This is a genomic window from Variovorax raffinosi (assembly GCF_051216615.1).
Lineage (GTDB): Bacteria > Pseudomonadota > Gammaproteobacteria > Burkholderiales > Burkholderiaceae_C > Variovorax.
Genome location: NZ_JBPJZR010000002.1, coordinates 1,058,582 through 1,084,993 on the forward strand (window position 1 = coordinate 1,058,582; position 26,412 = coordinate 1,084,993).

The window sequence follows — 26,412 nt, forward strand, 5'->3', positions numbered from 1 at the left end:
GCAGTCGTTGATCCGCCGCAAACGCAGAGCGTGTCCTGTGCGAATGACACCAGGTGCTCCCCGCAGCGAAATAAAGGAGGAGCGAAGCGGGGGACATTCGCGGAGGGGAGCTCCTGGTGTCATTCGCACTCGCCCTGAATGAACCCGAACCCGAACCCGATCCCGACCCCAAGCCCGAAAAAGAGCGAAAAAACTCAGCCTTTCTTGGCGTCCCGATAGAGCTTCTCGACCTTCGGCAGATTCGCCTCCAGCTTGGTGATGCGGTCCGGCCCCGTCGGGTGCGTTGACAGGAAGCTCAACCCGCCCTGGTTCTTGGACGCCGCAGCCATCTTCTGCCAGAGCGTCACTGAAGCCTTCGGGTCATAGCCCGCGCGCGCCGCGAGTTCGAGCCCCACGAGGTCCGCCTCGGTCTCGTCGCTACGGCTGAACTTGAGGGTGATGAGCTGCGTGCCCGCACGGGCCGCAAGATCACCCACCTGCCCCAACCCCAGCAGTTGCGCGCCAATAGACAGCGCCGCCCCCGTGCCCGCGCTCTTGGCCATGCGGGCGCGGGCGTGTTCGCGCAACGCATGGGCCATTTCGTGGCCCATCACCATCGCGACCTCGTCGTCGCTCAGCTTGAGCTGCTCAAGGATGCCGGTGAAAAAAGCGATCTTGCCGCCGGGCATGCAGAAGGCGTTGATCTGCTTGCTGCCGATCAGGTTGACCTCCCACTTCCAGTCACGCGCGCGCGAATTCCACGGCGTGGCGAAAGGAATGAGCCGCTGCGCGATGGCGCGCAGGCGCTGCAGTTGCGGGTTGTTGTCGCCCGCCAGCGCACCCTTGGCGCGCGCCTGTTCGAGCAGCTCGCCGTACTGTTGCACGCCGGCCGCCTCGATCTTGTCGGCCGGCACGAGATTCCGCGCCACCGAGGCACTGCCGACATTGACCTGCGCCAGCGCCGGCCCGGCCAGCACCGCGCCCGCCGCAGCCAGCAGGAAGGCCCGCCGAGGCTGCCAGGGCGAGGCAGCGGAGACGGCAGCGGAAAGGGGGCGTTCGCATCGTGTGCACATGGAGCCGGATCATAGGAACAAATGAAAGCAAATGGCCGGACGATGCCCCCGTGCACTCATGGACAATCCGGGGCTCATGTCCGCCCCGCCTGTCGAAACCCCCACCGCCCCCTCACCGCCCTGGCGCGATTCCCTGAAGGTCTACCTGGAGCCCGCCACGCTGCGCATGCTGGCGCTGGGCTTCTCGGCCGGGCTGCCGCTGCTGCTGGTGCTGGGCACGCTGAGCTTTCGCCTGCGCGAGGCCGGCATCGACCGCACCACCATCGGCTACCTGAGCTGGGTCGGGCTGGCCTACGGCTTCAAGTGGGTCTGGGCGCCGCTGGTCGACCGGCTGCCGCTGCCGCCGCTGACCACGCTGCTGGGACGGCGGCGCGGCTGGCTGCTGTTTGCACAGGGCATGGTCATCGCGGGCCTGATCGGCATGGCAATGAACGATCCGCGGCTCGGACTCACGCCGCTGATCTGGTGCGCGCTGCTGGTGGCCTTCGGCTCGGCCACGCAAGACATCGCGCTGGACGCCTTTCGCATCGAATCGGCTGAAACGCGCAAGCAGGCGGCGCTCGCGGCGGCCTACCAGACCGGCTACCGGCTCGCGATGATCTGGGCCGGCGCCGGCGTGCTGTGGGTCGCGGCCTGGGCCGAGGTGGCGCCGGTGGCCGCCGCCACGGGCGCGGCCGCGTATCAGAACGGTGCCTGGAAGACTGCATACCTGGTCATGGCCGCCTCGATGGCGGTCGGCGTGCTCACTGTGCTGCTGTCGCCCGAGCCGGCCCAGAAAGCGCGCCAGATCGAAACGGCCGCGGTCGCCGCGACGCGAGAGCAGATCGCAGCGACCGGAATCCCCGTCTATGGGGCGATGCTGGCGCTGGCCGTGGTCCTGCTTTTTCCGACCGTCGTGGTGCTGCACGCGTACCTCTTCGTTCTGATGGTGCTGCTGTTCATCGTGTCGCCCGGCGTGCTCGTGTACGGGGCACTCGTCGCCTGGGTCGCGCACAAGAAATGGCGCATGCGCATTCCATCGCGAATGATCCCCCTGGTCGTCTGGTTCATTCACGCGTTCTACAAGCCCTTTGCAGACTTCATCAACCGCTACAAGTGGCAGGCGGCACTGATCCTCTCGCTCATTGCCATCTACCGCATCAGCGACGTGGTGATGGGCATCATGGCCAACCCCTTCTATGTGGACATGGGCTTCACCAAGGACGAAGTGGCCACGGTCAGCAAGATCTACGGCGTGGTCATGACGCTGGCCGGCGCCTTCGTCGGCGGCGTGCTGTCAATGCGGCTGGGCGTGATGCGCGTGCTGATGCTGGGCGCGGTGCTCAGCGCGGGCAGCAACCTGCTGTTTGCCTGGCTGGCCTCGCGCGGGCACGACCTGACGGCGCTGATCGCGGTGGTCTCTGCCGACAACCTGGCCGGCGGCATTGCGTCGGCGGCCTTCATCGCCTACCTGTCGAGCCTGACGAACATCAGCTATTCGGCCACCCAGTACGCGCTGTTCAGCTCGCTGATGCTGCTGCTGCCGAAGTTCATTGCCGGCTACTCGGGCGCCTTCGTCGATGCCTACGGCTACAGCACCTTTTTCACCGCCACCGCGGTGCTGGGCCTGCCGGTGCTGGTGCTGGTGGCGCTGGCCTCACGGCTGACGACGACCACCACAGGCACCACCGACCGTCAATAGGGCCCTCGCCTAGGGCCTGTTCACACTATGCAAGGGGTCGCGTTGCTTCGCAAAGGGGCTGGCTGCAAGGCGCCCGGGCGCAGCAAGGCTGAAGCCTTGCAAGCGCGGGCAACGCCACAGACGGCCCCTTTACGAAGCAACCCGAAGGGAAGCTCGCCACAGCCCGCCCATCAAGGCGCGTGACGCCGTGCGTGCGTTCGCACGCACAAGGAGCGCAACGCCGAGGGGCGGGCTGTGGCGAGCTTCGCGACCCCTTGCATAGTGTGAACAGGCCCTAGCCCGTCACCTGTCGAAAACGGCCGACGCGGCGGCGCGCACACTGCTGGTAGGCTGTGACATTCATTGCGGGAAAATTACGCCTGCCCGTCTTGCGCCCGCCCGACGCCCTTTCGCTTGCCGCCTGCCCCAACAACCATCGTGCCGTCCAGAATTTCCCCCCTTCAAATCAGCGCCTTCACGGCGACTTCCGCCGTCGGTGTCGGCAAGGAATCGCTTGCCGACGCGCTCGCGCAGTCGCGCAGCGGCCTGCGCGCCAACGATTTCGGCGATGCGCCGCTGCCCACCTGGATCGGCCGCGTGGACGGTCTCGAAGACGTCCATCTGCCCGAGGCGCTCATGCGCTGGGACTGCCGCAACAACCGGCTCGCATGGCTGGGCCTGCATGCCGACGGCTTCATCGAGGCGGTGGCCGCCGCGCGTGAAAAGTACGGCGCCTCGCGCATCGCGCTGGTGCTGGGCACCTCGACCGCCAGCATCGGCGAGACCGAACTGGCCTACACGCAGCTCGACGCCGAGGGCATGTTCCCCATCAACCAGCGCCGCGCCGCGGTGCACACACCCCATTCGCTGGCGATGTTCACGGCGCAGGTGCTGGGCATCAGCGGACCGAGCGAGACGATCTCGACCGCCTGCTCGTCCAGCGCCAAGGTGTTCGCCTCGGCCGAACGGCTGATCCGCCTGGGCCTGGCCGACGCGGCCGTGGTCGGCGGTGCCGACACGCTGTGCGGCAGCGTGCTGTTCGGCTTCAACTCGCTCGAACTGGTGTCGAGCGAACCTTGCCGGCCTTTCGACGCCGGCCGCAAGGGCATCAGCCTGGGCGAAGCAGCGGGCTTTGCGCTGGTCGAGCGCGTGCAGAGCGGCGCCGATGCCGCGCCGATGCACCTGCTGGGTTATGGCGAAGCGAGCGACGCGCACCACATGTCGACGCCGCACCCCGAGGGCCTGGGCGCCGAACGCGCGCTCGACGAGGCGTTGGCGCGCGCCGGCCTTGCGCCCGAGGCCATCGACTACATCAACATGCACGGCACCGCGAGCCAGAAGAACGACGAGGTCGAAGGCGCGCTGGTGGCACGCCGCTTCCCGGCCCGCACGCACGCCAGTTCGACCAAGGGCTTCATGGGCCACACGCTGGGCGCCGCCGGCATCGTCGAAGCGGTCATCAGCCTGCTGGCGATCGAGCGCGGCCTGATGCCGGGCACCGTCAACACGAGCACGCTGGACGAAGGGTTCGGTGCGCAGATCAAGCTGCAGCCCGCGCGTGGCGAGGTGCGCTATGCGTTGTCCAACTCCTTCGGCTTCGGCGGCAACAACTGCTCGCTGGTGTTCGGCAAGGCCCAAGCAGCATGAGCACGACCGTGACACCCCCTACCCTCTACATCGAAGGCCCGGCCTTCTGGACGCCCACGCTGCCCGGCTGGGACGCCGCGCGCGCCGCCTTCCGGGGCGAAGGCACGCTGACCGATCCGCCCGCCAAGCGCCCGTCGCCACAAGTGCTGGCACCGGCCGAGCGCCGCCGCGCGCCCGACACCGTGGCGCTGGCGCTCGAAGTGGCCGCCGCCGCGATGGTGGCCTCGGGCCGCAACGCGGCCGACGTGCCCTGCGTGTTCACGTCGGCGCACGGCGACCTGTCGATCAACGACTACATGTGCAGCACGCTCGCGACCGATCCGAAGATGCTGTCGCCCACCAAGTTCCACAACTCGGTGCACAACGCAGCCGTGGGCTACTGGACCATCGGCACCGGCTGCATGGCGGCCAGCAACGCGGTGTCGGCCTACGAACACAGCTTTGCCTCCGGCCTGCTCGAAGCGGCCGTGCAGTGCGCGGCCGACCAGGAGCCGGTGCTGCTGGTGGGCTACGACACGCCCACCGTCGGCCCGCTGACCTCGGTGACCGACAGCCGCGGCCTGCTCGCGGTGGCGCTGGTGATCGCGCACGAGCGCACCGAGCGCACCGTGGCATCGCTCGACTGGTCGCTGCTGGCCACCGATGCGGCCAGCGCGCCGGCGGCACCGCGCTCGGCTGCCGCACGCACGCTGGTCGGCATCAACCCGATGGCCGATGCGCTGGGCCTGTTCGAGGCGCTGGCGCAGGTCGAAGGCAGCGCCGGCACACCGATCGAGCTGCCACTGTCGGACGCGCTCGCGCTGCGCCTGCAGCTGCGGCCCGCAGGCTGACGGCCGGGGCGGTCGGCGCGCTCCGTCACCCGCGCGTTGGTAGTCAAAGAAGCACATGGCGCCCATGAATACTGGGCAGGGCGCTATGTTTTTCGCAGTGCGCCCGGTTGACAGCCCGGTGCTGCGTTTACCCAACTTTACGGAGCGTTCAAGCCCGCTTGCTCCCCGTGGACGACCATGAAGCGCATGAGCACCCCCCAACTCCTGATGATCGAAGACGACGCCCGCCTGGCACAGATGGTGGGCGAATACCTGACGCAGTCGGGCTTCGCCTTCAACCATGCCGGCGACGGCACCAGCGGCCTGGAGCAACTGCAGCAGCACGCGCCCGACCTCGTGATCCTCGACCTGATGCTGCCCGACACCGACGGACTGGAAGTCTGCCGCCGCATCCGCGCGCTGCCCGGACCCCTGTCCAAGGTGTCGGTGCTGATGCTCACGGCCAAGGGCGATCCGATGGACCGCATCATCGGCCTGGAGATCGGCGCCGACGACTACCTGCCCAAGCCCTTCGAGCCGCGCGAGCTGCTGGCGCGCATTCGCGCCGTGCTGCGCCGCCGCAGCGAGACCGCCACCGAATCCGAAGCCTCCACGGTGATGCGCTTCGGCACGCTGGAGATCGACCGCAACGCGCGCACCGTGTCGGTGGCCGGCGCGCTGGCCGACCTCACCTCTTATCAGTTCGACCTGCTGGTGGCGATGGCCGAGCGCGCGGGCCGCGTGCTCACGCGCGACCAGATCATGGAAGCCGTGCGCGGCCGCGAGCTGGAAGCCTTCGACCGCTCGATCGACGTGCACATGGGCCGCATCCGCGCCGCCATCGAGGTCGATGCGAAGAACCCGAAGCGCATCCTGACCGTGCGCGGCGTGGGCTACGTCTTCGCCAAGCAGCAGGACTGAACGCACGATGCTGCGCAGTCTCTACTCCCGCCACCTCTACGTCCGCATCTGGCTCGCGGTGGTGGGCGGCGTGGTCATCCTCACGCTGATGGCCAACTGGGTCGTGCGCGAGGCCGCGCAGGCCGAGCGCGAGCGGCTGATCAACGTGCCGCGCGAAGTGACGGTGCTGGACGCGCAAGACAAGCCGATCGGCACCGGCCAGGCCATGCGCGTGCCGGGCAAGGGCTGGGAGTTCGACGTGACGCTCAGCGACGGCAAGGTCATCACGCTGCAGATGGCGCCGCGCGTGCGGCCCACGGGCGCGTCCGACTTCGCGCCGTGGCGCACGCCCTTCGGGCTGGGCTGGATGATCGCGCTGGTGGGTGTGGCGGTGGCGCTGGCCGTCTATCCGATCGTGCGGCGCATCACGCAGCGGCTGGAATCGCTGCAGCGCGGCGTGCAACGTTGGGGCGAAGGCGATCTGTCGGTGCGCGTGACCGAAGAAGGGCAGGACGAAGTGGCTGATCTCTCGAAACGATTCAACGCGTCGGCCGAGCGCATCGAACAACTGGTGCGTTCGCACAAGTCACTGCTGGCCAATGCCTCGCACGAACTGCGCTCGCCGCTCACCCGCATCCGCATGGGCCTGGAGCTGATGGGCGAACGCCCGAGCCCGGCCGCGCGCGACGAAATCTCGCGCAACATCGGCGAGCTGGACCAGCTGATCGACGAGATCCTGCTGGCCAGCCGGCTCGATGCCAGCGAAGCCGACCTGGGCACCATCGAGGCGGTCGACCTGACGGGTCTTGCGGCCGAAGAGTGTTCGCAGGTGAACGCCGAACTCGACCTTGCGGAAGGCACCGACAACGCGGGCCTGACCGTGCCCGGCGTGTCGCGCCTGCTGCGCCGCGCGATCCGCAACCTGCTCGAAAACGCCCGCCGCTACGGCGCCGGCGAAATCGCGGTGGAGCTGGGCAGCGCCAACGGCTTTGCCACCGTGCGCGTCAACGACCGGGGGCCGGGCGTGCCGCCCGCACTGCGCGAACGCATCTTCGAGCCCTTCTATCGCCTGCCCGGCGCCAGCGAGCGCAACGGCGGCGTCGGCCTGGGGCTGTCGCTGGTGAAGTCGATCTCCGAACGCCACGGCGGCTCGGTGCATTGCGAAGACCGGCCGGGTGGCGGCGCGAGCTTCGTGATCCGCCTTCCCGTTGCGCGCGGGCACTGAGAGCACCCCGCGGCTGCGAGGGCGTAGTCAGCTTGGGGCCACAGGCCCCACCTAAAATCCGCCCCCTATGCAGAGATCGCACATCGTTCGGCCCGCGGCCATGTTCTGGGGGCTGGTGGTGTTCATGCCGGTCGGCGTCACCTACCTGTCGGCCATTCTTCTCCTGCTCACGCTGATGCTGGCTGGCGACACGCGCGAACGCTTCACGCGGCTGCGCGCCAACCCGCTGTGGTGGCCGGTGATGGCCTACCTGGCCTGGACCCTCCTGGTGCTGGCCTTCGGACGGCACTATCCCGAAACCGGCTCCAACCTGTTCCACGGCTTGCGCATCGGCCTCACGATATTGATGGCGATGGCGCTCACGCGCGAGGAAGCGATATGGGCGCTGCGCGGCTTCCTGCTGATCGCGGCGCTGAACATCGTGCTGATCGTGCTCCATTACGCCATCGGCTTTCCCATCTGGTCACCGCTGCGCGCGGTGGTCATGGAGGTGGGCAACAAGTCGATCAGCAATGCACTGCTGTTCAGCGTGGTGGCGTCCACGGCCGCCGTGTGGGGCATTGCGCAGATCGCTGGTCACAAGCCGCTGCGCGCCATTCCCGCCTTCGTGCTGGTGCTCGGGCTGGGCCTGGTGGTGGCGCTGCCGCTGACCTCGCGCACCTCGGTGCTCGCGCTGCTGCTGGTGATTCCGGCCGTGTGCATCCACCAGTGGCGCAATCACCTGAAGATGCTGGTGGGCTCGCTGGTGCTGGGCACCGTGGTGCTGGGTGCCGGGCTCTACCAGTTGCCGCAACTGCAGCAAAAGGTCGAGACCGGCGTGCAGGAACTCGAGAAGGCGGAGGCCGGCGCCGTCTTCAAGGGAAGCTGGGTCATCCGCTACTACATGTACCGTGACACCGGCCTCATGATCGCCGACCGGCCGCTCACCGGCTGGGGCATCGGCGGCTGGACCGAGCAATGGCACAAGCGCGGCCCGGCGCTGTTCGCCGACTCGAACATGCCGCACAACGACTTCCTGTGGGTCGGCTCGCAGGGCGGACTGCCGGCCTTGCTGAGCCTGCTGGTCATCATGGCCGGCGCGGTCTGGCAGGCGTGGAAACGGCCCGACATCGCGGGCCGCTACGCGCTGGCGGCCACGCTGATCGCGCTGATCGCGTCGAGCGTGAACTCGGCGCTGCGCGACGCGCAGATCGGCCTGGCGCTGCTGTGGATCTCGCAGGTCTACCTGCGGCTGGCGCTGGAATCGAAAGACCCGGCGCCGTGGCGCGACCTGTGGCCGTGGCCGGGAAAACCGGCGCTTGCGGCACAACAGGCCTGAGAAAAATCGCCTGATGGGCGCACGCGCCGCGCCCTGACGACTCAACCGTTCTTGTTGTTGCGCCTGGCCTCGGCCGCCGCGTGTTGCTTGCCGGCGAAGCCGACGAAGAACCAGATCACCGCCGCGTGCAGCACGCCGACGAACAGCAGCACCAGCGCTGTCGCCCCGAGCGACAGGGCAGGCTCGCCGGAGAGCGGGCCGGTCGCCACCGTCACTGCGGCCTGCATGGCCATGTCGATGACCAGCATGCCCAGAATGGCGCGCTTCTTCTCGTCGGGCGTGAAGTAGCGGCCGTTCTTCTTGGCGAAGTCCATGCACACCCAGGTCACGGCCGCCAGCAAGGCGGCCACGTTGCCGCTCGTGTGCGAACTGGCGCCCGCCAGGTTCAGCACCACGGCAACGACGATAAGCAGGACCACGTAGGCCGCCGCAAAGCGGCACAGGAGGCCCCGCAGCGTCATCACGTCAGTGACGCGCCGAAACCGCTTCGCCGGCCTTCAGCCGGTACACCGTGCCGCAGTACGGGCACTTGGCTTCGCCGGTGCGGGCCACATCGAGGTAGACCTTCGGGTGGTTGTCCCAGAGCTGCATGTCCGCCTTGGGATTGGGGCAGAACACGCCGCCCTGATGGTTGAGCTCCTTGGCCAGGAGTTCGACGACTGCATTGGTAGACATGGGGTTCAGACTTTCGTGAGCCAGTGGGCGTACTTGGGATTCTTGCCGTTCACGATGTCGAAGAAGGCAGACTGGATTTTCTCGGTGATCGGGCCGCGCGAGCCGCCGTCGCCACGGTTGCCGATTTCGACGCGGTCGAGTTCGCGAATCGGCGTCACTTCAGCGGCGGTGCCGGTGAAGAAGGCTTCGTCGGCAATGTAGACCTCGTCGCGCGTGATGCGCTTTTGCACCAGCTCAAGGCCCAGGTCCTTGCACACGTGCAGGATGGTGTTGCGCGTGATGCCGTTGAGCGCGCCGGCCGACAGGTCGGGCGTGTAGACCACGCCGCCCTTGACCACGAAGATGTTCTCGCCCGCGCCCTCGGAGACGAAACCGCTCGCGTCGAGCAGAAGTGCCTCGTCATAGCCGTCGTCCAGCGCTTCCATGTTGGCCAGGATCGAGTTGGTGTAGTTGCTCACCGTCTTGGCCTGCGTCATCGTGATGTTGACGTGGTGGCGGGTGTAGCTCGACGTTTTCACGCGGATGCCGCGCTTCATGCCTTCTTCGCCCAGGTACGCGCCCCAGGACCAGGCCGCGACCATGGCGTGGATCTTGTTGCCCTTGGGGCTCACGCCCAGCTTTTCGGAGCCGATCCAGATGAGGGGGCGCAGGTAGCAGCTTTCGAGCTTGTTCTCGCGAACCACCTGTTTCTGGGCTTCGTTGAGCTGTTCATGCGTGAAGGGGATCTTCATGCGAAGGATTTTTGCGCTGTTGAACAGGCGCTCGGTGTGCTCTGCCAGCCGGAAGATTGCTGTGCCGCCGTCCGCCGTCTTGTAGGCGCGTACGCCCTCGAAGGCGCCGCAGCCGTAGTGCAGCGTGTGGCTGAGCACGTGGATCTTGGCGTCGCGCCAGTCCACGAGTTCGCCGTCCATCCAGATCTTGCCGTCACGGTCGTCCAGCGAGGGGGGGATCGAGCTCATTTCCTGATTCCTTTGGAAGCGGTGGGGTGCGACCGGGGGGATGTCGCAAAAGCTTTCGATTTTACGGCGGCGACCGGAACGGGGTGCCCGACAATGCCCGGTTGTCCCAACCAGTGGAAAAAGGGTTCCCGTGTCCGTATTCAAGAACGTCATCGTCTATCGCATCGAACCTGCCTGGTCCCAAACACTGACCGAGGCGGAAGAAGGGCTCGGCAAGCAGCGCTTCGAGCCTTGCACCCCTTCGCAGGAAAAATCCGCCGGCTGGTCCGAGCCCCGCGGCGAGGCCAACGGCCCGTTGGTCGAATCCATCGACGGCCAGTGGCTGGTCGAGTACATGATCGAGAGCAAGACGCTCCCCGGCTCCGTGGTGCGCCGCAAGCTCGACGAGCGCTGCGCGCAGATCGAGGCCACCACCGGCCGCAAGCCCGGCAAGAAGGAAAAGAAGGAGCTCAAGGAAGACATCACCCTGGAGCTGCTTCCGATGGCCTTCACGCGCAATGCGCGCGTGGCGGTGTGGATCGACCAGGCCGAGCGCCGCCTCGTCATCAACAGCGCCAATGCGGCGCGCGCCGACGAAGTGGTCACCAGCCTCGTGAAGTCGCTCGACGGTTTTGCCGTGAGCCTCATCAACACGCAGATCGAACCGGCCGCCGCCATGGCCGAATGGCTGCTCACGCAGGAACCACCAGCCGGCTTCACCATCGACCGCGAGTGCGAGCTGAAGGCTTCGGACGAATCGAAGGCCGTGGTGCGCTACGCCAAGCACCCGCTGGACATCGAAGAGGTCAAGCAGCACATCACCGACGGCAAGCGCCCCACGCGCCTGGCCATGACCTGGGACGACCGCGTGTCCTTCGAGCTGACGCAGGGCATGCTGATCCGCAAGATCGTGTTCCTCGAAGGCACGGGCGATGGCGCAGCAGGCGGCAAGAAGGAAGACAACTTCGACGCCGACGTGGCGATTGCCACCGGCGAGCTGGGCCAGATGGTGCCGGCGCTGCTGGATGCGCTCGGTGGCGAAGCGGCGTTCTCGGCTGCGCTGCCGGACGAAGCACCGAAGGCCGCCGCGTCGACATCGACCACCAAGACCACAGCCGATGCCGTCGAGGCAGAAGACGCGCCGTTCTGACGCGCCTTCTTCCAGCGTCGCTCAGGCGACCAGGTAGGTCTGGGCCAAACGGACCCAGCAGGCGGCCCCCAGCGGCAGCACCTGGTCGTTGAAGTCGTACCCGGGGTTGTGCACCATGCAGCCCCCGAACTCGCCCTCCCCGTTGCCGAGCATCAGGTAGCAGCCCGGCAACGCGGCGAGCATCCAGGCGAAGTCTTCGCTGCCCGCAAAACCCTTGGGCACCTGCGTGACGACGTTCGCCTCGCCGACCAGCTCGGTGCAGACCTGCGCCATCAACTGCGTTTCGGCCACGGTGTTGACCACCGGCGGCACGAGCTGGCGATAGTCGATCTCGGCTTCCACGCCATGCGCCTGCGCGGTGAAGCTCACGATCTCGCGGATGCGCTGCTCGACCAGCACGCGCGTCTCGGGCCGTGCCGCGCGCACGTTGAGGCCGAGCGTGACCGACTGCGGAATCACGTTGTGCGTGGCGCCGCCACGGATGAAGCCGACCGACACCACCGCCGTGTCGTCGGGCGCCACGTTGCGCGCCACCACGGTCTGCAGCGCCGTCACCACGGCGGCGGCCGCAGCAACGGGGTCTCGCGCGCGATGCGGCATTGCGCCATGGCCGCCCACGCCCTTGATCGTGACGTCGGCCACATCGGACGACAGCGTGACCGGCCCCGCCACCACCAGCGCCGTGCCCAGCGGCACGCCCGGTGCGTTGTGCAGCGCGTACACCGCATCGCAGGGGAAGCGCTCGAACAGGCCGTCCTCGATCATCGCGCGCGCGCCGCAAAGGTTTTCTTCGTCGGGCTGGAAGATCAGGTTCAGCGTGCCGTCGAAGTCGCGCGTGCGCGCCAGCGCCTTCGCGGCGGCCAGCAGGATGGCCGTGTGGCCGTCATGGCCGCAGGCGTGCATGCGGCCGGGGTTGCGGCTCGCATAGGGCAGGCCCGTGGCCTCGACGATGGGCAGCGCGTCCATGTCGGCGCGAATGCCCAGCCTGCGCGTGCCGTTGCCGAGCTTGAGCTGCGCCACGATGCCGGTCTTGCCGATGCCCGTGTGCACGTCGTAGCCCCATTCGCGCAGCAGGTTGGCGACCAATGTGCTGGTGGCGTTCACCTCGAAGCCGAGTTCGGGATTCGCGTGGATCTGGCGGCGGATGTCGATGAAGGCTTGCGTGTCGGCGGGCGGCAGCAGGCGGGACAGAAGCTTGGTGGTGTGAAGGCTGAGTTCGCGGGTCATGAAGAGCGTTCGGTTCGTTCGGGAGGAAAGAAGGAAATTCAATCGGCCTTGCGTTCGCGCATCGCCACGAGCGCCACGAGGCTCAGCACGCCGCAGACCATCATGTAGAAGGCCGGCGACATCGGGTTGCCTGTCCTGGCGAGCAGCCAGGTCACGATGAACTGCGAGGAGCCGCCGAAGACCGTCACGCCGATGCTGTAGATCACCGAGATGCCGCTGGCGCGCACGCCGATCGGCAGCATCTCCAGCATCATCAGGAACATGGGCGTGGTGCCGATGTTCACGCTCGCCGTGAGCAGCGCCGACAGCGCCAGCACCAGCGGCACGCTCGGGTAGTGGCTGATGAGCCAGAACACCGGGTAGACCGCGATCACGCTGAACAGCAGCGAGCCGATCACCAGCGGCTTGCGGTTGGGCAGCCGGTCGGCCAGGCGCCCCGCCACCAGCGAGACGACGAACAGCGTGATGCCGGTGACGCAACCCGACAGCAGCGACAGCGAAGGCGGCATGTGCAGCACGCGGATCATGTAGGTCGGCATGAAGAACACGACCAGGTACATGGTGGCCGTGCCCGCCGTGGTGGCAAAGATGCCCTTGAGCACCGTGCCGCCATGCGCGCGCAGCAGCCGGCCGATGGGGCTGGATTCGTGGTTGTCGGCGGTGTGCGTCTCTTCGAGGTTGGCACGGATGTACAGGCCCACCGGCGCGATCAGCAGCCCGAGCAGAAACGGCAGCCGCCAGCCCCAGCTTTCGAGCGAGGCCTGCGGCAGCGCGGCGTACAGCGCGGCACCGGTGAGCGCACCCAGCAGCGCCGAGATGCCCTGGCTCGCCAGTTGCCAGCTCACGCGAAAGCCACGGCCCTTGATGCCGCCGGCCTCCATCAGCATCGAGGTGGCGGCGCCCACTTCGCCGCCGAGCGAAAAGCCCTGCAGCAGCCGGCCGGCCACGATCATCAGCGAGCCGAACACGCCGGCCGATGCATAGCTGGGCGCCAGCGCAATGCACAGCGTGCCGAGCACCATGAGGCCGATGGTCAAGGTCATCGCGGCCTTGCGCCCCTTGCGGTCGGCGTAGTTGCCGATGATCACGCCGCCCAGTGGCCGCATCACGAAACCGATGCCAAAGGTGGCCACCGCGAGCAGCAGCGAGCCGTAGGGGCTGTCGGAGGGAAAGAACAGCTTGCCGATCAGCAGCGCGAAGAAGCTGTAGACGGTGAAGTCGTACATCTCCAGCGCATTGCCCAGCGAGCAGGCGGCAATCAGGCGGAACTGGCTCTGCTTGCCCTTGCCGTGCGAGGCATCGGAAGAAGGTGCGGCAGTCGCCGAAGAAGGGCCCAGGATCGGGCTTGCGGGCAAGGCGGCTTCGCTCATTTAATGTCTCCACGAACGGGGTTGCGAGGGCGGCGGGTCGGGCCCTTCGCGGCGGAGTATTCAGGCAAAGCGCGCCGGCGCAGAATCACAAATTTTCATGCTGATAACCAAATGGAATCCCCGACAGAAGAGGCCTTGCGCGGCTATCGGGGCAACTACCGAGATGCCCCATTTCTGAGAGAACGGCACCACGATGAAGCTGCAACAGTTGCGCGTCCTGCTGGCGGTGGCACAGCACGGCAGCATCCACGAGGCCTCGCGCAGCCTGCACACCACGCAACCGGCGCTGTCCAAGACCATCTCCGAACTGGAGCGCGAACTCGGCGTGACGCTGATGCTGCGCTCCACGCGCGGCGTGAGCCTCACGGCCTATGGCGTGGCGCTGGTCAAGCGCGCCAGCCTGGTCGAGCAGGAGCTGCGGCATGCGCTCGAAGACATCGAGGCCATCCGTGGGCATGACGAGGCGCAGCTGAACATCGGCTTCACGGCGGTGGCGTCGAGCGGACCGCTGCCCGATGCGATGGCGTCGTTTCGCCAGCGCTTTCCGAACGTGGCGCTGTGCGGCTTCGAGCTGCGGCCGCAGCAGATCCTGGAGGGCCTGCGCGAAGGCCGGCTCGACCTGGGCCTGATCTCCACCTGCAATGGACCGGGCGCCGGCGGCTTCCAGTGGGAGCCGCTGTTTTCAGTGGCAATGCACCTGTCGGTGCGCGCCGGCCATCCGCTGCGGCGCGTGCGCAAGCTGCGGACATTGATCGACGCCGACTGGCTGGTGCTCGACCCGATCGACGACGCCGGCAGCCCGCTGGTGAGCACGATGCACCTGCACGGGCTGGAGATGCCCAAACGCATGGTGCAGAGCGCGTCGAACCTGCTGGGCCTGCAACTGGCCACGCAGACCGACCTGATCAGCATGTGGTCGGATTTCGTGTTCCACGGCGCGGGGCCGCTGCGGCTGCAGCCCGGCCTGCTCGAGCGCCTGCCGATCACCGACGAGGTGCCGGACTTCGGCGTGTTCCTGGTCTACCGTTCGGCCGACCTGATGACGCACATGTGCGCCGAGTTCGTGAAAGAGGCGCGCCACCACGCCAGGGCGAATCCGCCGTGGCGCCAGCCGCGCCGCAAGGCGGGCGCGGGCTGATGCGCGGTCAGCTCGCGGGGGTGTTGTCTTCTTCGGGCGGCGTGTCGGGCCGCGTCATTTCCCAGCTTTGCAGCTTGCCGCCGTTGAACACCGCATCGACATACGAGCCGCCGCCGTCGGTCCAGCGGTACAGCTCGGGCTGCTCGTCCTTCGGCGAACGCAGCTCGCCGAGCGCGCGCGTCATCGCGATGACGTGCATCAGCGTCACGCCCTGCTTGAGCTTGGCATTGAGCATCACGGCGCTGCCGACATAGCCCACCGGCCGTTCGGCCGCCCGCTTGAGCACCTGCATCGCGCGGTTGAAGTGCAGCAGCAAGAACATCACGATCGCGCCGCCGGCCAGTGCGACGCCACCCCAGCCACCGGTGCGCCAGGCCAGGCCAAGAAGGAGGATGGCGCCCACGGGCACCAGCAATTTCTGAAAATTCATGGCGCGCATTGTCGCCGCCCGCCGCACGGGCCCCGCAGGCCGATGCAGTTTCCCCACGGGTCGCGCACCTGGCACATGCGCTCTTCGCCCTCCAATTGCATCGGGCCGCGGTACAGCGTCGCGCCCAACGACTGGAGATGGGCCAGCGCGGCATCGAAGTCCTCGACCCGCCAGTACACGACCGAACCGAAGGCGCCGGAGCCGACTTTTTCGTCCGCCGGCACGATCTCCAGCAGCACGCCGAAGAGCGACAGGCACTCGAACGCCGGCGTGCCGATCGACACCCGCTCGGCCTCGGGAAATGCGCTCGCGTACCAGCCAAGCGCCGCCTCGACATCGGCAACGTGGACCATGACTGCGGCCATCGGGGGAGAAGTCGATTTCATTCGGGGCCTGTGGGCCTGTGAAGAAGGGAGCGCGATTCTGCCGCCCGGCCACGCATGCCGCAGTAGCCGCCGTGGCTACTTCCGGGCGCGCGCGGCGGTACTCAGCGCGAAAAGCGCTGGGCGCAAGCGCCGCAGCCGGCACATTTCGCCGCACGGGCATCAGCCCGGGCCACTGAAAAGCATATGACCACTTCGCGCTCTGCCGCCTTCGTCCGTCTCACCCTTGCCGCCACGCTCACGGCCGCCGCACTCAGCGGTTGCTACGTGGTGCCGCTGGGGCAGCCCGCACCCAACATGCCGTCGTCGCAAAGCTATGCGGTGGCACCGGTGCCGGTGGCGCAGACCTTCAGCGCACGGCTCTATCCGTCCAATGCGGAAGCGGCGCGCTACGGAACGATCGGCGGCACGGTGACCAGCGACATGAACGGCCGCGGCCACTTCAATGCGCAGATCGGTGGAGAACAGTTTCAGGGAGAGGCAACCCGGGTCGCCGGCTCGCGGGGGACCGGCGTGGCGAATGCCACCGGCAGCCGCGGCGGCAACCTGAGTTGCCAGTACACGATGAACTCGGCCACGTTGGGCAGCGGCCAATGCGTGCTCAACAGCGGCCCGGCGTTCACGATGCACATCGGGGGATAGGAGAGGAGATAGGGGGGCTGCCCGGCGCGCCACTGGTGCGCCGGGCTTTTTTAAGCTAACCGTTCACGAGCTGCCGCATCTTGCGTCGCAGCTCGCGTTCGCGTTTCTGCTCCGCGTTCCAGTCGTCGCGGATGGCCAGCGTGACCGACAGCGCCATCAGCAGGATCACGAACGCGAACGGCAAGGCGAACACGATGGTCGCCGTCTGTATCGCCTTGATGCCGCCCGCGAACAGCAGGCTCAGCGCGATCGCCGCCACCAGCACGCCCCAGGTGATCTTGACGCGGGCCGGCGGGTTCGGGTTGCCCTTGGTGCTCATGATGCCCAGCACCAGCGTGGCGGAATCGCCCGAGGTCACGAAGAACACGAACACCAGCAGCGTTGCGACCATCGACAGCAGCATGCCCATGGGCATGGCCTTGAACATCACGAACATGGTGGTCGACACATCGGCCTTGACCGCCTCGACCAGCGGCACGCCCTGGAAGATCTGGAAGTTGAGCGCCGCGCCGCCGAACACCGAGAACCATGCGAAGCCCACCAGCGTGGGCGCGATCACGGTGCCCAGGATGAACTGGCGGATCGTGCGGCCGCGCGACACGCGCGCGATGAACAGGCCCACGAACGGCGACCATGCCAGCCACCAGGCCCAGTAGAAGAGCGTCCAGTCGCCGACCCACGAGCTGTTGCGGAACGGGTTCATGCGCAGGCTCATGCGAACGAACTCGGCAAGGTACGAGCCCAGCGTGTTGGTGAAGGTCTCGACGATGGCAATGGTCGGCCCCACGACCAGCACCACGAGCGCCAGCAGCGCCGCCAGCACCAGGTTGCCCATCGACAGCCACTTCACGCCGCGCTCGACGCCGGTGACCGCCGAGGTGATGAACAGCACCGTCGTCACCACGATGATCGCCGCCTGCGTCCCCTGCCCGATCGCCATGCCGAAGGCCGCATGCAGGCCGCTGTTGATCTGCGTCGCACCCATGCCGAGCGAGGCCGCGACGCCGAAAGCCGTGGCCACCACCGCCAGCACGTTGAAGGCCGGCGACAGCCGCTGCACGAAGCGCCACGGCAAGGCCTCGGTGGCCGAACTCACCAGCGGCAGTGCCTTGCGGCGGAAGCTGAAGAAGGCGATCGACAAACCGACGATGCCGTAGATGGCCCACGGGTGCAGGCCCCAATGGAAGAACGCGTAGCGCATGGCCACGCCGGCGGCATCGGGCGTGCCCGCGATCACGCCCGGCGGCGGGTTCGTGTAGTGCGAGATCGGCTCGGCCACGCCCCAGAACACCAGCCCGATGCCCATGCCGGCCGCGAACAGCATCGCGAACCATGCGGCGAGCGAGAACTCGGGCTCGTCGTCTTCATCGCCCAGCTTCAAATCGCCGAAGCGGCTGAAGGCCAGGAAGAACGCCAGCACCACCAACCCCAGCACCACCCACAGGTAGAACCAGCCGAAGTTGCGCGTGATGCCGGCCAGCGCGGTGCTGAACACGCTGTCGAGCGTGACCGGCGAAACCAGCCCCCACAGGACGACCGCCGCGATCAGGCTGGCGGAAACGATGAGTTGCATGGTGAAGGTCCTCCGAAGGTGTGAACGGCTGCGCCACCGCCCGCAGGGTAACCCGCGGGGCGGCCGGCGGCACGAACCTGCTGTCGATCAGTCGAGGCGGCGCACCACGTCCATCGCTTCTTCGATGCGCTCGACGGGGTGGATGGTCAGGCCTTCGATTTCCTTGGTGCCCTTGCGCGGCGCATTGGCCTTGGGCACCACGGCCACGCTGAAGCCCAGCTTGGCGGCTTCGCGCAGACGCTCCTGCCCGCGCGGCGCGGGGCGCACTTCGCCGGCCAGGCCCACTTCGCCAAAGGCGATGAAGCCCTTGGGCAGCGGCTTGCCGCGCAGGCTGGAGGTAATGGCCAGCATCACGGCCAGGTCGGCCGCGGGTTCGCTGATGCGCACACCCCCCACCGCGTTGACGAACACGTCCTGGTCCATGCACGCCACGCCGGCATGGCGATGCAGCACCGCCAGCAGCATCGCGAGGCGGTCGCGGTCCAGGCCCACCGACAGGCGGCGCGGGCTCGGCCCGCCGTTGTCGACCAGCGCCTGGATTTCCACCAGCATCGGCCGCGTGCCTTCGAGCGTGACCAGCACCACGCTGCCGGGCACCGGCTCGGCATGCTGGCTCAGGAAGATGGCGCTCGGGTTGGTCACGCCCTTCAGGCCGCGCTCGGTCATGGCGAACACGCCGATCTCGTTCACAGCGCCGAAGCGGTTCTTGATGGCGCGCACGAGGCGAAAGCTCGAATGCGTGTCACCCTCGAAGTACAGCACCGTGTCGACCATGTGTTCGAGCACGCGCGGGCCGGCCAGTGCGCCTTCCTTGGTGACGTGGCCCACCAGCACCACGGCCGTGCCGCTGGTCTTGGCGAAGCGCGTGAGGTGTGCCGCGCATTCGCGCACCTGCGCCACCGAACCGGGTGCGGAGGTGAGCTGGTCGGAATACACCGTCTGGATCGAGTCGATCACCGCAATGGCCGGGCGCGTGGCGTCGAGCGTTGCGATGATTTTTTCAAGCTGGATCTCGGCCAGCACCTGCACCTGCGAATGGTCGAGCCCGAGGCGGCGCGAGCGCAGCGCCACCTGCGAGCCGCTTTCCTCACCGGTGACATACAGCGCGTTCTGCCCCGCGTGCTGCAGCGCATCGACCGCCTGCAGCAGCAGCGTCGATTTACCAATGCCCGGGTCGCCGCCGATCAGCGTGACGCCACCCGAGACGATGCCGCCGCCCAGCACGCGGTCGAGTTCGTCGATGCCGGTGGGCGTGCGCGCGATGTCGGTGGCCTCGATCTCGGACAGCGTGGCGAGTTCGGACACGCCCGCCAGCGGAGAAAACTGCGTGCTGAAGCGGTTGTTGGCCGGTGCGTTGCTGCCGGCCACCTGTTCGATCAATGTGTTCCAGGCGCCGCAGCTCGGGCATTTGCCGAGCCATTTGGGGCTGGTGCCGCCGCATTCACTGCAGACGAAAGTTGTTTTGTCCTTGGCCATCCGCAGAGTTTAGGTGTCCGCACAAACCCTGATGGCCGGCGCCTTGGAAAGAAAGGGCGATTCATTTAACATGTTAACTAATTTCGAGAGGCACAGCTTTTGAGCACCACCTTCACGCACCGCAATTTGCCGCGCCTGCTGCTGCAGGCCCGCGAAGCCGTGATGGCCCACACGCGGCCCAGCCTGCGCGAGCACGCGCTGTCCGACCAGCAATGGCGCGTTCTGCGCGTGCTGGGCGAGCACGGCGCGGTCGACACCGGCCGCGTCGCGCGCGAGGCCTTCATCCTCGGCCCCAGCCTCACCGGCGTGCTCGCGCGCATGGAGCGCGACAACCTCATCACCCGCAGCCGCGACCCGGCCGACCAGCGCCGTACCGTGGTCGAGGCCACGCCGCACGGCATGAAGCTGGTGAAGCGGCTGTCGACCAGCATCGAGTCGCACTACGAGTGGATGGAAAAGTCCATGGGCAAGGCCAAGCTCACGCAGCTCTACGGGCTGCTCGACGAACTCATCGCACTGGAACAACCCTCATGAGCCACAACGCTCCTTTCATGCCCACCGGCACGGTGTACGGCACCCTGCTGAACTTCCGCGCCGAGGTCGAGGCGCTCGCGCCGCAGATGACGCAGCCGCCCTACAAGGCACCGCCGAAGGCGCCCGTGCTCTATGTGAAGACCGCCAACACCTGGAGCCCGCACGGCGGCGCCATCACGGTGCCCGCCGGCGTGCCCGAGGTGGAAGTCGGCGCCAGCATCGGCATGGTGATCGGCGCCGAGGGCGACGTCGAAGGCTTCGTGCTGATGAACGACCTGTCGATTCCGCACGCCAGCTTCTTCCGCCCGCCGGTCAAGTTCAAGTGCGTCGATGCTTTCCTGGGCATCGGCCCGGTGCTGCGCGACGCACAGGACGTGGCCGACCCCGCGAACTTTCGCGCCGAGGTGCGCATCAACGGCGCGCTGAAGCAGTCGATCGACTTCTCGCAGCTCGTGCGTCCGGCGCAACAACTGCTCGCCGAGGTCGGCGACTTCATGACGCTCGCGCACGGCGACGTGCTGATGCTGGGCTGCGACGCCGGCCGGCCGCTGGCACGCGCGGGCGACCGCATCGACATTTCCGCGCCGGGCTTCGAGACCCTCACCAACACACTGGTCGACACGCTGGTGAAGGAAGCCGCATGAAGCACGCACGCGTCATCCACGAAGGCCGCGAACACACCGGCACCGCCCACGAATTCAACGGCCGGCAAGACGCCGCCGTGCGCCTGGAAGACGGCCGCATCGTGCCGCAGGAGCAGCTCACCTGGCTGCCCCCGCTCGCGCCTACGGCACGCCCGCGCACCATCCTCGCGCTCGGCCTGAACTACGCCGACCACGCCAAGGAACTCGAATTCAAGGCGCCCGAAGAGCCGCTGGTGTTCGTCAAGGGCCAGAGCGCGTTGATCGGCCACCGCCAGCTCACGCACCGCCCGGCCGATGTGCAGTTCATGCACTACGAGTGCGAACTCGCCATCGTCATCGGCAAGACCGCGAAGAACGTGAAGCGCGACGACGCCTACGACTTCATCGGCGGCTACACCGTGGCCAACGACTACGCCATCCGCGACTACCTGGAGAACTGGTACCGCCCCAACCTGCGCGTGAAGAACCGCGACACCTGCACGCCGCTGGGTCCGTGGTTCGTCGATGCGGCGGACGTACCCGACCCCATGGCGCTCGCGCTGCGCACCACCGTCAACGGCACCGTCACGCAGCAGGGCAACACGCGCGACATGATCTTCGACGCGCCCTTCCTCATCGAGTACTTCAGCCGCTTCATGACCTTGTCGCCGGGCGACCTGATCCTCACGGGCACGCCCGACGGCGTGGTCGATTGCAAGCCGGGCGACGTCATCGTCACCGAGATCGAGCGCATCGGCGCGCTCATGAACACCATCGAGACCATCCAAGGAAAAGCATGAGAGTCGATCACCTGATCAACGGCAAAGCGGTTGCCGGCACCGATTACTTCGAGACCGTCAACCCCGCCACGCAGGAAGTGCTGGCCGAAGTCGCCTCGGGCGGCGAAGCCGAAGTCAACGCGGCCGTGGCCGCCGCCAAGGCCGCCTTTCCCAAGTGGGCCGGCATGCCCGCGCCCGAGCGCGCGAAGCTGATCCGCAAGCTCGGCGACCTGATCGCCGCGCACGTGCCCGAGATCGCGCAGACCGAAACCAACGACTGCGGCCAGGTGATCGCGCAGACCGGCAAGCAGCTCATTCCGCGCGCGGCCGACAACTTCTATTACTTCGCCGAGATGTGCACGCGCGTCGACGGCCACACCTACCCCACGCCCACGCACCTGAACTACACGCTGTTCCACCCGGTGGGCGTGTGCGCGCTCATCAGCCCGTGGAACGTGCCCTTCATGACGGCCACCTGGAAGGTCGCGCCCTGCCTGGCCTTCGGCAACACGGCCGTGCTGAAGATGAGCGAGCTGTCGCCGCTGACGGCCGCGCGCCTGGGCGAACTGGCGCTCGAAGCCGGCATTCCGCCCGGCGTGCTGAACCTGGTGCACGGCTACGGCAAGGAAGCCGGCGAGCCGCTGGTGGGCCACCCCGACGTGCGCGCCATTTCTTTCACCGGCTCCACCGCCACGGGCAACCGCATCGTGAAGAGCGCGGGCCTGAAGAAGTTCAGCATGGAGCTGGGCGGCAAGAGCCCCTTCGTGATCTTCGACGACGCCGACCTCGACCGCGCGCTCGACGCGGCCGTGTTCATGATCTTCAGCAACAACGGCGAGCGCTGCACGGCCGGCTCGCGGATCCTGGTGCAGCAGTCGATCTATGCCGACTTCGCCGCGAAGTTCGCGGAGCGCGCCAAACGCATCACCGTGGGCGACCCGCTGGACGAGAAGACCATCGTCGGCCCGATGATCTCGCAGGCCCATCTGGCCAAGGTGCGCAGCTACATCGAGCTGGGCCCGAAGGAAGGCGCGACGCTGCTGTGCGGCGGGCTCGAAGGTCCGGCCAATCTTCCCGATCGCGTGAAGAAGGGCAACTACGTCATGCCCACCGTGTTCGCCGATGTCGACAACCGCATGAAGATCGCGCAGGACGAAATCTTCGGCCCGGTCGCCTGCCTGATCCCGTTCAAGGACGAGGCCGACGCGATCCGCCTGGCCAACGACATCCAGTACGGCCTCTCCAGCTACGTGTGGACCGAGAACATCGGCAAGGCGCACCGCGTGGCTGCCGCCGTCGAGGCCGGCATGTGCTTCGTCAACAGCCAGAACGTGCGTGACCTGCGCCAGCCCTTCGGCGGCACCAAGGCCTCGGGCACGGGCCGTGAAGGCGGCACCTGGAGCTATGAAGTGTTCTGCGAACCGAAGAACATCGCGGTGTCGATGGGCTCGCATCACATTCCGCACTGGGGCGTGGCGTGAGCATGCAACGTCGCACGCTACTGCAAGGTGCAGCGGCCCTTGCGGCCCTGCCCTCGCTGGCGCGCGCGCAAGCTACATGGCCCAACAAGCCGGTCCGCGTGATCGTGCCCTTCACGCCCGGCGGCACCACCGACTTCGTGGCACGCCTCGTCGGCGTGGAACTGTCGAAGGCGCTGGGCCAGCCCGTCATCATCGACAACAAGCCCGGCGCGGGCACGGTGATCGGCGTCGATGCCGCTGCCAAGGCGGCACCCGACGGCTACACCTTCGTCTGCGTGGCCAACAGCTTCACGGCCAACCAGACGCTGATCCGCAAGCTGCCCTACGACACGCAGAAAGACCTGCGCCCGGTCGCGCTCATGGGCATGTCCGAGCACGTGCTCGCCACGCACCCGAACAGCGGCCTGAAGACGCTGGCCGACCTGCGCAACGCAGCCAAGGCCAAGCCGGGCACGTTGAGCTTTGCCTCCTTCGGCAACGGCACCTCGGCGCACCTGTCGGGCGAAATGCTCAAGCAGCAGATGGGCCTGGACATCGTGCACGTGCCTTACAAGGGACAAGGACCGGCGCTGACCGACCTGCTCGGCGGCCAGGTGACGATGATGTTCGGCAACTGGCCCGAGTTCCGCAGCCACGTGCAGAACGGCAAGCTCGTTGCGCTGGGCATGGCGACCGCGCAGCGCTCGCAGTACGCGCCCGCCATACCCACACTGGCCGAACAGGGCGTGGCCATCGAGTCCAATTCATGGAACGGCCTGCTGGCGCCCAGCGGCACGCCCGATGCCATCGTGCAGCGCATGAACGCCGAGGTGAACCGCGCGCTCGCGGGGCCGGTGGTGAGCGATGCCTTCCACAAGGGCGGCATCGCGTCGCTGTCGGGCACGCCGGAGCGCTTTGCGGCGTTCATCCAGAGCGAGATCGCGAAGTACGGCGACGTGATCCGCAAGGCCAACATCCAGATCGAGGGCTGACCGATGAGCCTCTATGCGATGCAGAAATTCTTGTTCGCGCTCAACCGCGAGGCGGAGGTGCAGCGCCGCTATGCGGAAGGCGGCGACACGCGCACGGCGCTGCTTGCCGGCTACGACCTCAATGAGGAAGAGCGCGAAGCCATCGGCACCGGCGACGTCGGCAAGCTCTACGTGCTCGGCTGCAACGGCCAGTTGCTGATGCACTTCGCACCGCTGCTCGGCATTGCATGGGCCGACTACCTCGAAGCCATGCGCGAAGGCGTGCGCAAGTACGGCCCGGTGCGCGCCGGCATTTATGCAATGACAACCGGAACCGACGAGAAAGTGGCAGGCGTATGAGCTTGGTTTTTGCAGGCGTGTGCAGCCACGCCCCCGGCATCACGGGCCGCGCCCATCTGGCCGACCCTGCCGTGAAGGACGAATTCCACGCGCAGTTCCATCGCTTCGGCGAAGCGATGCGCGCCACGAAGCCCGACGCGGTGATCGTCATCGCGGCCGAGCATTTCGCGAACTTCTTCATGAACAACATGCCGGCCTACGCCATCGGCATGGCCGACAGTTACGAAGGCCCGATCGAAGACCCGAAGTGGCTGGGCATCGAGAAGCACATCATTCCGGGCGATGCCGCGTTGTCGCAGCGCCTGATCCGCGAAGTGATGCAGACGGTGGACGTGGCCTACGCGGAAGAGTGGAAGTTCGACCACGGCATCATGGTGCCGCTGAACTTTCTCACGCCGAAGTTCGACACCAAGATCATTCCCGTCAACATCAACTGCCAGGGCCCGCCGCTCACGCCGCTGCACCGCGCCTGGGCCTTCGGCGAGGCATTGCGCCGCGCCTGCGACAAGGCGCCCGAGCGCATCGCGCTGGTGGGAACGGGCGGCATCTCGCACTGGCCGGCCACGCCCGATTCGGGCAAGGTCAATGCCGAGTGGGACGCCGAGTTCATGCGCCGCTGGTGCGCCAATGACCGCGAGGCGCTGCTTTCGCAGGCCGACTACAACGACGAAGCCACCTACCGCGAAGCGGGCCAGGGCGGCTTCGAGATCCGCACCTTCCTGAGCGTGGCCGCGGCCGCGCGCGGCAAGGGCGAGATCTTCCACATGAAGGCCATTCCGATCTTCGCGGTGACCTGCACGGCCGCCGTGATGTCGGTGGCATGAAGAAGAACAACGGAGCCACGACATGCCCCACCTGGTGATCCTGTACACGCCCAACATCGAAGCCGAGACCGACATGTCGGCCCTGTGCCGCACGCTGGCCGACACCATGCTCCAGCAGCGCGACGAAGCAGACAAGCCGGTGTTTCCCATCGGCGGCACGCGCGTGCTGGCCTACCCCGCCGCGCACTACGCGGTGGCCGACGGCAAGGCCGACTACGCCTTCGTGTACCTCAACATCCGCATGGCGGCAGGCCGCTCGGAGGCGGTGAAGAAGAAGGCCGGCGACGAACTGCTGGCCGACGTGCGCGCGCATTTCGCGCCCCTCTTCGACAAGCGCCACATCGGCATCACGCTGCAGATCGACGAAAGCCCCGGGCAGGTGTACGACGGCAAGCACAGCAACCTGCATCCCCTGTTCAACAAGTCATAAGAAGCGAGTCGCCATGCTGTCCAAAGCCACCATCGCCCAACTGGCCGCCGAACTGCACGAAAGCGAAAAGTCGCGCGTGCAGGTCGAGCATTTCTCCAAGCGCTTTCCCGAGATGACCATCGAAGATGGCTACGCCATCTCGCGCGAGTGGGTGAAGAACAAGATCGCCGAAGGCCGCATCGTCAAGGGCCACAAGATCGGCCTCACGTCGCGCGCCATGCAGCAGTCCAGCCAGATCGACGAACCCGACTACGGCACGCTGCTGGACGACATGTTCTTCGATCAGGGCGGCGACATTCCGTTCAAGCGCTTCATCGCGCCGCGCGTCGAAGTCGAGCTGGCCTTCATCCTCGGCAAGAAGCTGCAGGGCCCGAACGTGACCATCTTCGACGTGCTGGCCGCCACCGACTACGTGGTGCCCGCCATCGAGATCATCGACGCGCGCATCGAGCAGTTCGACCGCCACACCAAGGCGCCGCGCAAGGTGTTCGACACCATCGCCGACAACGCGGCCAATGCGGGCATCGTGCTCGGCGGCCGGCCGGTGAAGCCCGATGCGGTCGACCTGCGCTGGGTGAGCGCGCTGCTCTACAAGAACGGCGTGATCGAGGAGTCGGGCGTGGCCGCCGCCGTGCTCAATCACCCCGCCACCGGCGTGGCATGGCTTGCGAACAAGCTCGCGCCGTGGGAAGAATGCCTGGAAGCCGGCGAAGTGGTGCTGGGCGGCTCGTTCACGCGGCCCACCACCGCCGTGCCCGGCGACACCTTCCATGCCGACTACGGCCCCTTGGGCGCCATCTCCTTTCGCTTCGTCTGAA

Annotated in this window: 28 protein-coding genes; 18 read left to right on the forward strand and 10 right to left on the reverse strand. The window is 67.2% G+C overall.

The window, feature by feature from the left end; all coding sequences use genetic code 11:
- Positions 1-194 precede the first annotated feature (194 nt).
- A complete protein-coding gene (locus ACSFB7_RS10850) occupies positions 195-1,052 on the reverse strand; it encodes a M48 family metallopeptidase (RefSeq protein WP_435469828.1) in 858 nt (285 codons plus the stop codon).
- A 58-nt stretch (positions 1,053-1,110) separates the two neighbouring features.
- Between ACSFB7_RS10850 and ACSFB7_RS10855 the strand changes: the two genes are divergently transcribed.
- The 6 genes from ACSFB7_RS10855 (at position 1,111) to ACSFB7_RS10880 (ending at position 8,611) form a co-directional block, all read left to right on the forward strand.
- Positions 1,111-2,733 carry an AmpG family muropeptide MFS transporter gene (locus tag ACSFB7_RS10855; RefSeq protein WP_435469977.1) on the forward strand — a complete coding sequence of 541 codons (1,623 nt, stop codon included), beginning with the start codon at positions 1,111-1,113 and terminating at the stop codon, positions 2,731-2,733.
- Positions 2,734-3,150: 417 nt separating this feature from the next.
- Positions 3,151-4,359 carry a beta-ketoacyl-[acyl-carrier-protein] synthase family protein gene (locus tag ACSFB7_RS10860; RefSeq protein WP_435469830.1) on the forward strand — a complete coding sequence of 403 codons (1,209 nt, stop codon included), beginning with the start codon at positions 3,151-3,153 and terminating at the stop codon, positions 4,357-4,359.
- Positions 4,356-5,189: a beta-ketoacyl synthase chain length factor gene (locus ACSFB7_RS10865; RefSeq protein ID WP_435469832.1), complete on the forward strand. Its 834-nt coding sequence runs from the start codon at positions 4,356-4,358 to the stop codon at positions 5,187-5,189. The genes ACSFB7_RS10860 and ACSFB7_RS10865 overlap by 4 nt, the downstream gene beginning before the upstream one ends.
- Before the next feature lie 177 nt (positions 5,190-5,366).
- Positions 5,367-6,089: a response regulator gene (locus tag ACSFB7_RS10870; protein ID WP_435469834.1), complete on the forward strand. Its 723-nt coding sequence runs from the start codon at positions 5,367-5,369 to the stop codon at positions 6,087-6,089.
- 7 nt (positions 6,090-6,096) lie between these two features.
- A complete protein-coding gene (locus tag ACSFB7_RS10875) occupies positions 6,097-7,293 on the forward strand; it encodes an ATP-binding protein (RefSeq protein WP_435469836.1) in 1,197 nt (398 codons plus the stop codon).
- Between the two features lie 67 nt (positions 7,294-7,360).
- A complete protein-coding gene (locus ACSFB7_RS10880) occupies positions 7,361-8,611 on the forward strand; it encodes an O-antigen ligase family protein (RefSeq protein WP_435469838.1) in 1,251 nt (416 codons plus the stop codon).
- A gap of 41 nt (positions 8,612-8,652) precedes the next feature.
- Here ACSFB7_RS10880 and ACSFB7_RS10885 read toward each other — a convergent pair whose 3' ends face one another.
- Genes ACSFB7_RS10885 through ACSFB7_RS10895 form a run of 3 tightly spaced genes read right to left on the reverse strand, consistent with a single transcriptional unit; the run spans position 8,653 to position 10,245 of the window.
- The gene (locus ACSFB7_RS10885) at positions 8,653-9,072 is read right to left on the reverse strand and encodes an ABZJ_00895 family protein (protein WP_435469840.1); all 420 of its coding nucleotides are present in this window, start codon (positions 9,070-9,072) and stop codon (positions 8,653-8,655) included.
- 4 nt (positions 9,073-9,076) lie between these two features.
- Complete coding sequence (locus ACSFB7_RS10890) at positions 9,077-9,286, reverse strand: zinc-finger domain-containing protein (RefSeq protein WP_435469842.1); 210 nt, start codon at positions 9,284-9,286, stop codon at positions 9,077-9,079.
- Between the two features lie 5 nt (positions 9,287-9,291).
- Positions 9,292-10,245: a branched-chain amino acid transaminase gene (locus ACSFB7_RS10895; RefSeq protein WP_435469844.1), complete on the reverse strand. Its 954-nt coding sequence runs from the start codon at positions 10,243-10,245 to the stop codon at positions 9,292-9,294.
- Positions 10,246-10,375: 130 nt separating this feature from the next.
- Here ACSFB7_RS10895 and ACSFB7_RS10900 point away from each other — a divergent pair, with 130 nt between their 5' ends.
- Entirely contained in the window at positions 10,376-11,374 is a 999-nt protein-coding gene (locus ACSFB7_RS10900) for a recombination-associated protein RdgC (protein WP_435469846.1), read from the forward strand.
- A 21-nt stretch (positions 11,375-11,395) separates the two neighbouring features.
- Here ACSFB7_RS10900 and ACSFB7_RS10905 read toward each other — a convergent pair whose 3' ends face one another.
- Both ACSFB7_RS10905 and ACSFB7_RS10910 read right to left on the reverse strand, forming a co-directional pair.
- The gene (locus tag ACSFB7_RS10905; RefSeq protein WP_435469848.1) at positions 11,396-12,601 is read right to left on the reverse strand and encodes a M20 aminoacylase family protein; all 1,206 of its coding nucleotides are present in this window, start codon (positions 12,599-12,601) and stop codon (positions 11,396-11,398) included.
- A 38-nt stretch (positions 12,602-12,639) separates the two neighbouring features.
- The gene (locus tag ACSFB7_RS10910) at positions 12,640-13,971 is read right to left on the reverse strand and encodes an MFS transporter (RefSeq protein WP_435469850.1); all 1,332 of its coding nucleotides are present in this window, start codon (positions 13,969-13,971) and stop codon (positions 12,640-12,642) included.
- Positions 13,972-14,164: 193 nt separating this feature from the next.
- On the opposite strand from ACSFB7_RS10910, the gene ACSFB7_RS10915 reads away from it, so the two are divergent.
- Positions 14,165-15,109: a LysR family transcriptional regulator gene (locus ACSFB7_RS10915; protein ID WP_435469852.1), complete on the forward strand. Its 945-nt coding sequence runs from the start codon at positions 14,165-14,167 to the stop codon at positions 15,107-15,109.
- A 7-nt stretch (positions 15,110-15,116) separates the two neighbouring features.
- Here the strand turns inward: ACSFB7_RS10915 and ACSFB7_RS10920 are convergent, their stop codons facing one another.
- A complete protein-coding gene (locus ACSFB7_RS10920) occupies positions 15,117-15,548 on the reverse strand; it encodes a glycerate kinase (RefSeq protein ID WP_435469854.1) in 432 nt (143 codons plus the stop codon).
- Complete coding sequence (locus tag ACSFB7_RS10925; RefSeq protein WP_435469856.1) at positions 15,536-15,904, reverse strand: VOC family protein; 369 nt, start codon at positions 15,902-15,904, stop codon at positions 15,536-15,538. The genes ACSFB7_RS10920 and ACSFB7_RS10925 overlap by 13 nt, the downstream gene beginning before the upstream one ends.
- A gap of 204 nt (positions 15,905-16,108) precedes the next feature.
- On the opposite strand from ACSFB7_RS10925, the gene ACSFB7_RS10930 reads away from it, so the two are divergent.
- On the forward strand, positions 16,109-16,564 hold the full coding sequence (locus ACSFB7_RS10930; protein ID WP_435469858.1) for a hypothetical protein: 456 nt from the start codon (positions 16,109-16,111) through the stop codon (positions 16,562-16,564).
- Between the two features lie 55 nt (positions 16,565-16,619).
- Here ACSFB7_RS10930 and ACSFB7_RS10935 read toward each other — a convergent pair whose 3' ends face one another.
- The gene (locus ACSFB7_RS10935; RefSeq protein ID WP_435469860.1) at positions 16,620-18,137 is read right to left on the reverse strand and encodes a BCCT family transporter; all 1,518 of its coding nucleotides are present in this window, start codon (positions 18,135-18,137) and stop codon (positions 16,620-16,622) included.
- Between the two features lie 87 nt (positions 18,138-18,224).
- Complete coding sequence (radA, locus tag ACSFB7_RS10940; RefSeq protein ID WP_435469862.1) at positions 18,225-19,613, reverse strand: DNA repair protein RadA; 1,389 nt, start codon at positions 19,611-19,613, stop codon at positions 18,225-18,227.
- Positions 19,614-19,712: 99 nt separating this feature from the next.
- On the opposite strand from radA, the gene hpaR reads away from it, so the two are divergent.
- The 9 genes from hpaR to hpaH are packed head-to-tail and all read left to right on the forward strand — an operon-like array spanning position 19,713 to position 26,411.
- Positions 19,713-20,147, forward strand: a complete 435-nt coding sequence (gene hpaR / locus ACSFB7_RS10945; protein WP_435469864.1) for a homoprotocatechuate degradation operon regulator HpaR — start codon at positions 19,713-19,715, stop codon at positions 20,145-20,147.
- Positions 20,144-20,791: a fumarylacetoacetate hydrolase family protein gene (locus ACSFB7_RS10950; RefSeq protein WP_435469866.1), complete on the forward strand. Its 648-nt coding sequence runs from the start codon at positions 20,144-20,146 to the stop codon at positions 20,789-20,791. The genes hpaR and ACSFB7_RS10950 overlap by 4 nt, the downstream gene beginning before the upstream one ends.
- The gene (locus tag ACSFB7_RS10955; protein ID WP_435469868.1) at positions 20,788-21,570 is read left to right on the forward strand and encodes a fumarylacetoacetate hydrolase family protein; all 783 of its coding nucleotides are present in this window, start codon (positions 20,788-20,790) and stop codon (positions 21,568-21,570) included. The genes ACSFB7_RS10950 and ACSFB7_RS10955 overlap by 4 nt, the downstream gene beginning before the upstream one ends.
- A complete protein-coding gene (gene hpaE, locus ACSFB7_RS10960; protein ID WP_435469870.1) occupies positions 21,567-23,030 on the forward strand; it encodes a 5-carboxymethyl-2-hydroxymuconate semialdehyde dehydrogenase in 1,464 nt (487 codons plus the stop codon). The genes ACSFB7_RS10955 and hpaE overlap by 4 nt, the downstream gene beginning before the upstream one ends.
- A gap of 2 nt (positions 23,031-23,032) precedes the next feature.
- A complete protein-coding gene (locus ACSFB7_RS10965) occupies positions 23,033-24,001 on the forward strand; it encodes a tripartite tricarboxylate transporter substrate binding protein (RefSeq protein WP_435469979.1) in 969 nt (322 codons plus the stop codon).
- Positions 24,002-24,004: 3 nt separating this feature from the next.
- Positions 24,005-24,340: an aromatic ring-opening dioxygenase subunit LigA gene (locus ACSFB7_RS10970; protein WP_435469872.1), complete on the forward strand. Its 336-nt coding sequence runs from the start codon at positions 24,005-24,007 to the stop codon at positions 24,338-24,340.
- Complete coding sequence (locus tag ACSFB7_RS10975) at positions 24,337-25,164, forward strand: DODA-type extradiol aromatic ring-opening family dioxygenase (RefSeq protein WP_435469874.1); 828 nt, start codon at positions 24,337-24,339, stop codon at positions 25,162-25,164. The genes ACSFB7_RS10970 and ACSFB7_RS10975 overlap by 4 nt, the downstream gene beginning before the upstream one ends.
- Positions 25,165-25,186: 22 nt before the next feature.
- Positions 25,187-25,594 carry a 5-carboxymethyl-2-hydroxymuconate Delta-isomerase gene (locus tag ACSFB7_RS10980; RefSeq protein ID WP_435469876.1) on the forward strand — a complete coding sequence of 136 codons (408 nt, stop codon included), beginning with the start codon at positions 25,187-25,189 and terminating at the stop codon, positions 25,592-25,594.
- A gap of 13 nt (positions 25,595-25,607) precedes the next feature.
- On the forward strand, positions 25,608-26,411 hold the full coding sequence (hpaH, locus tag ACSFB7_RS10985) for a 2-oxo-hept-4-ene-1,7-dioate hydratase (protein WP_435469878.1): 804 nt from the start codon (positions 25,608-25,610) through the stop codon (positions 26,409-26,411).
- Position 26,412: the final 1 nt, after the last annotated feature.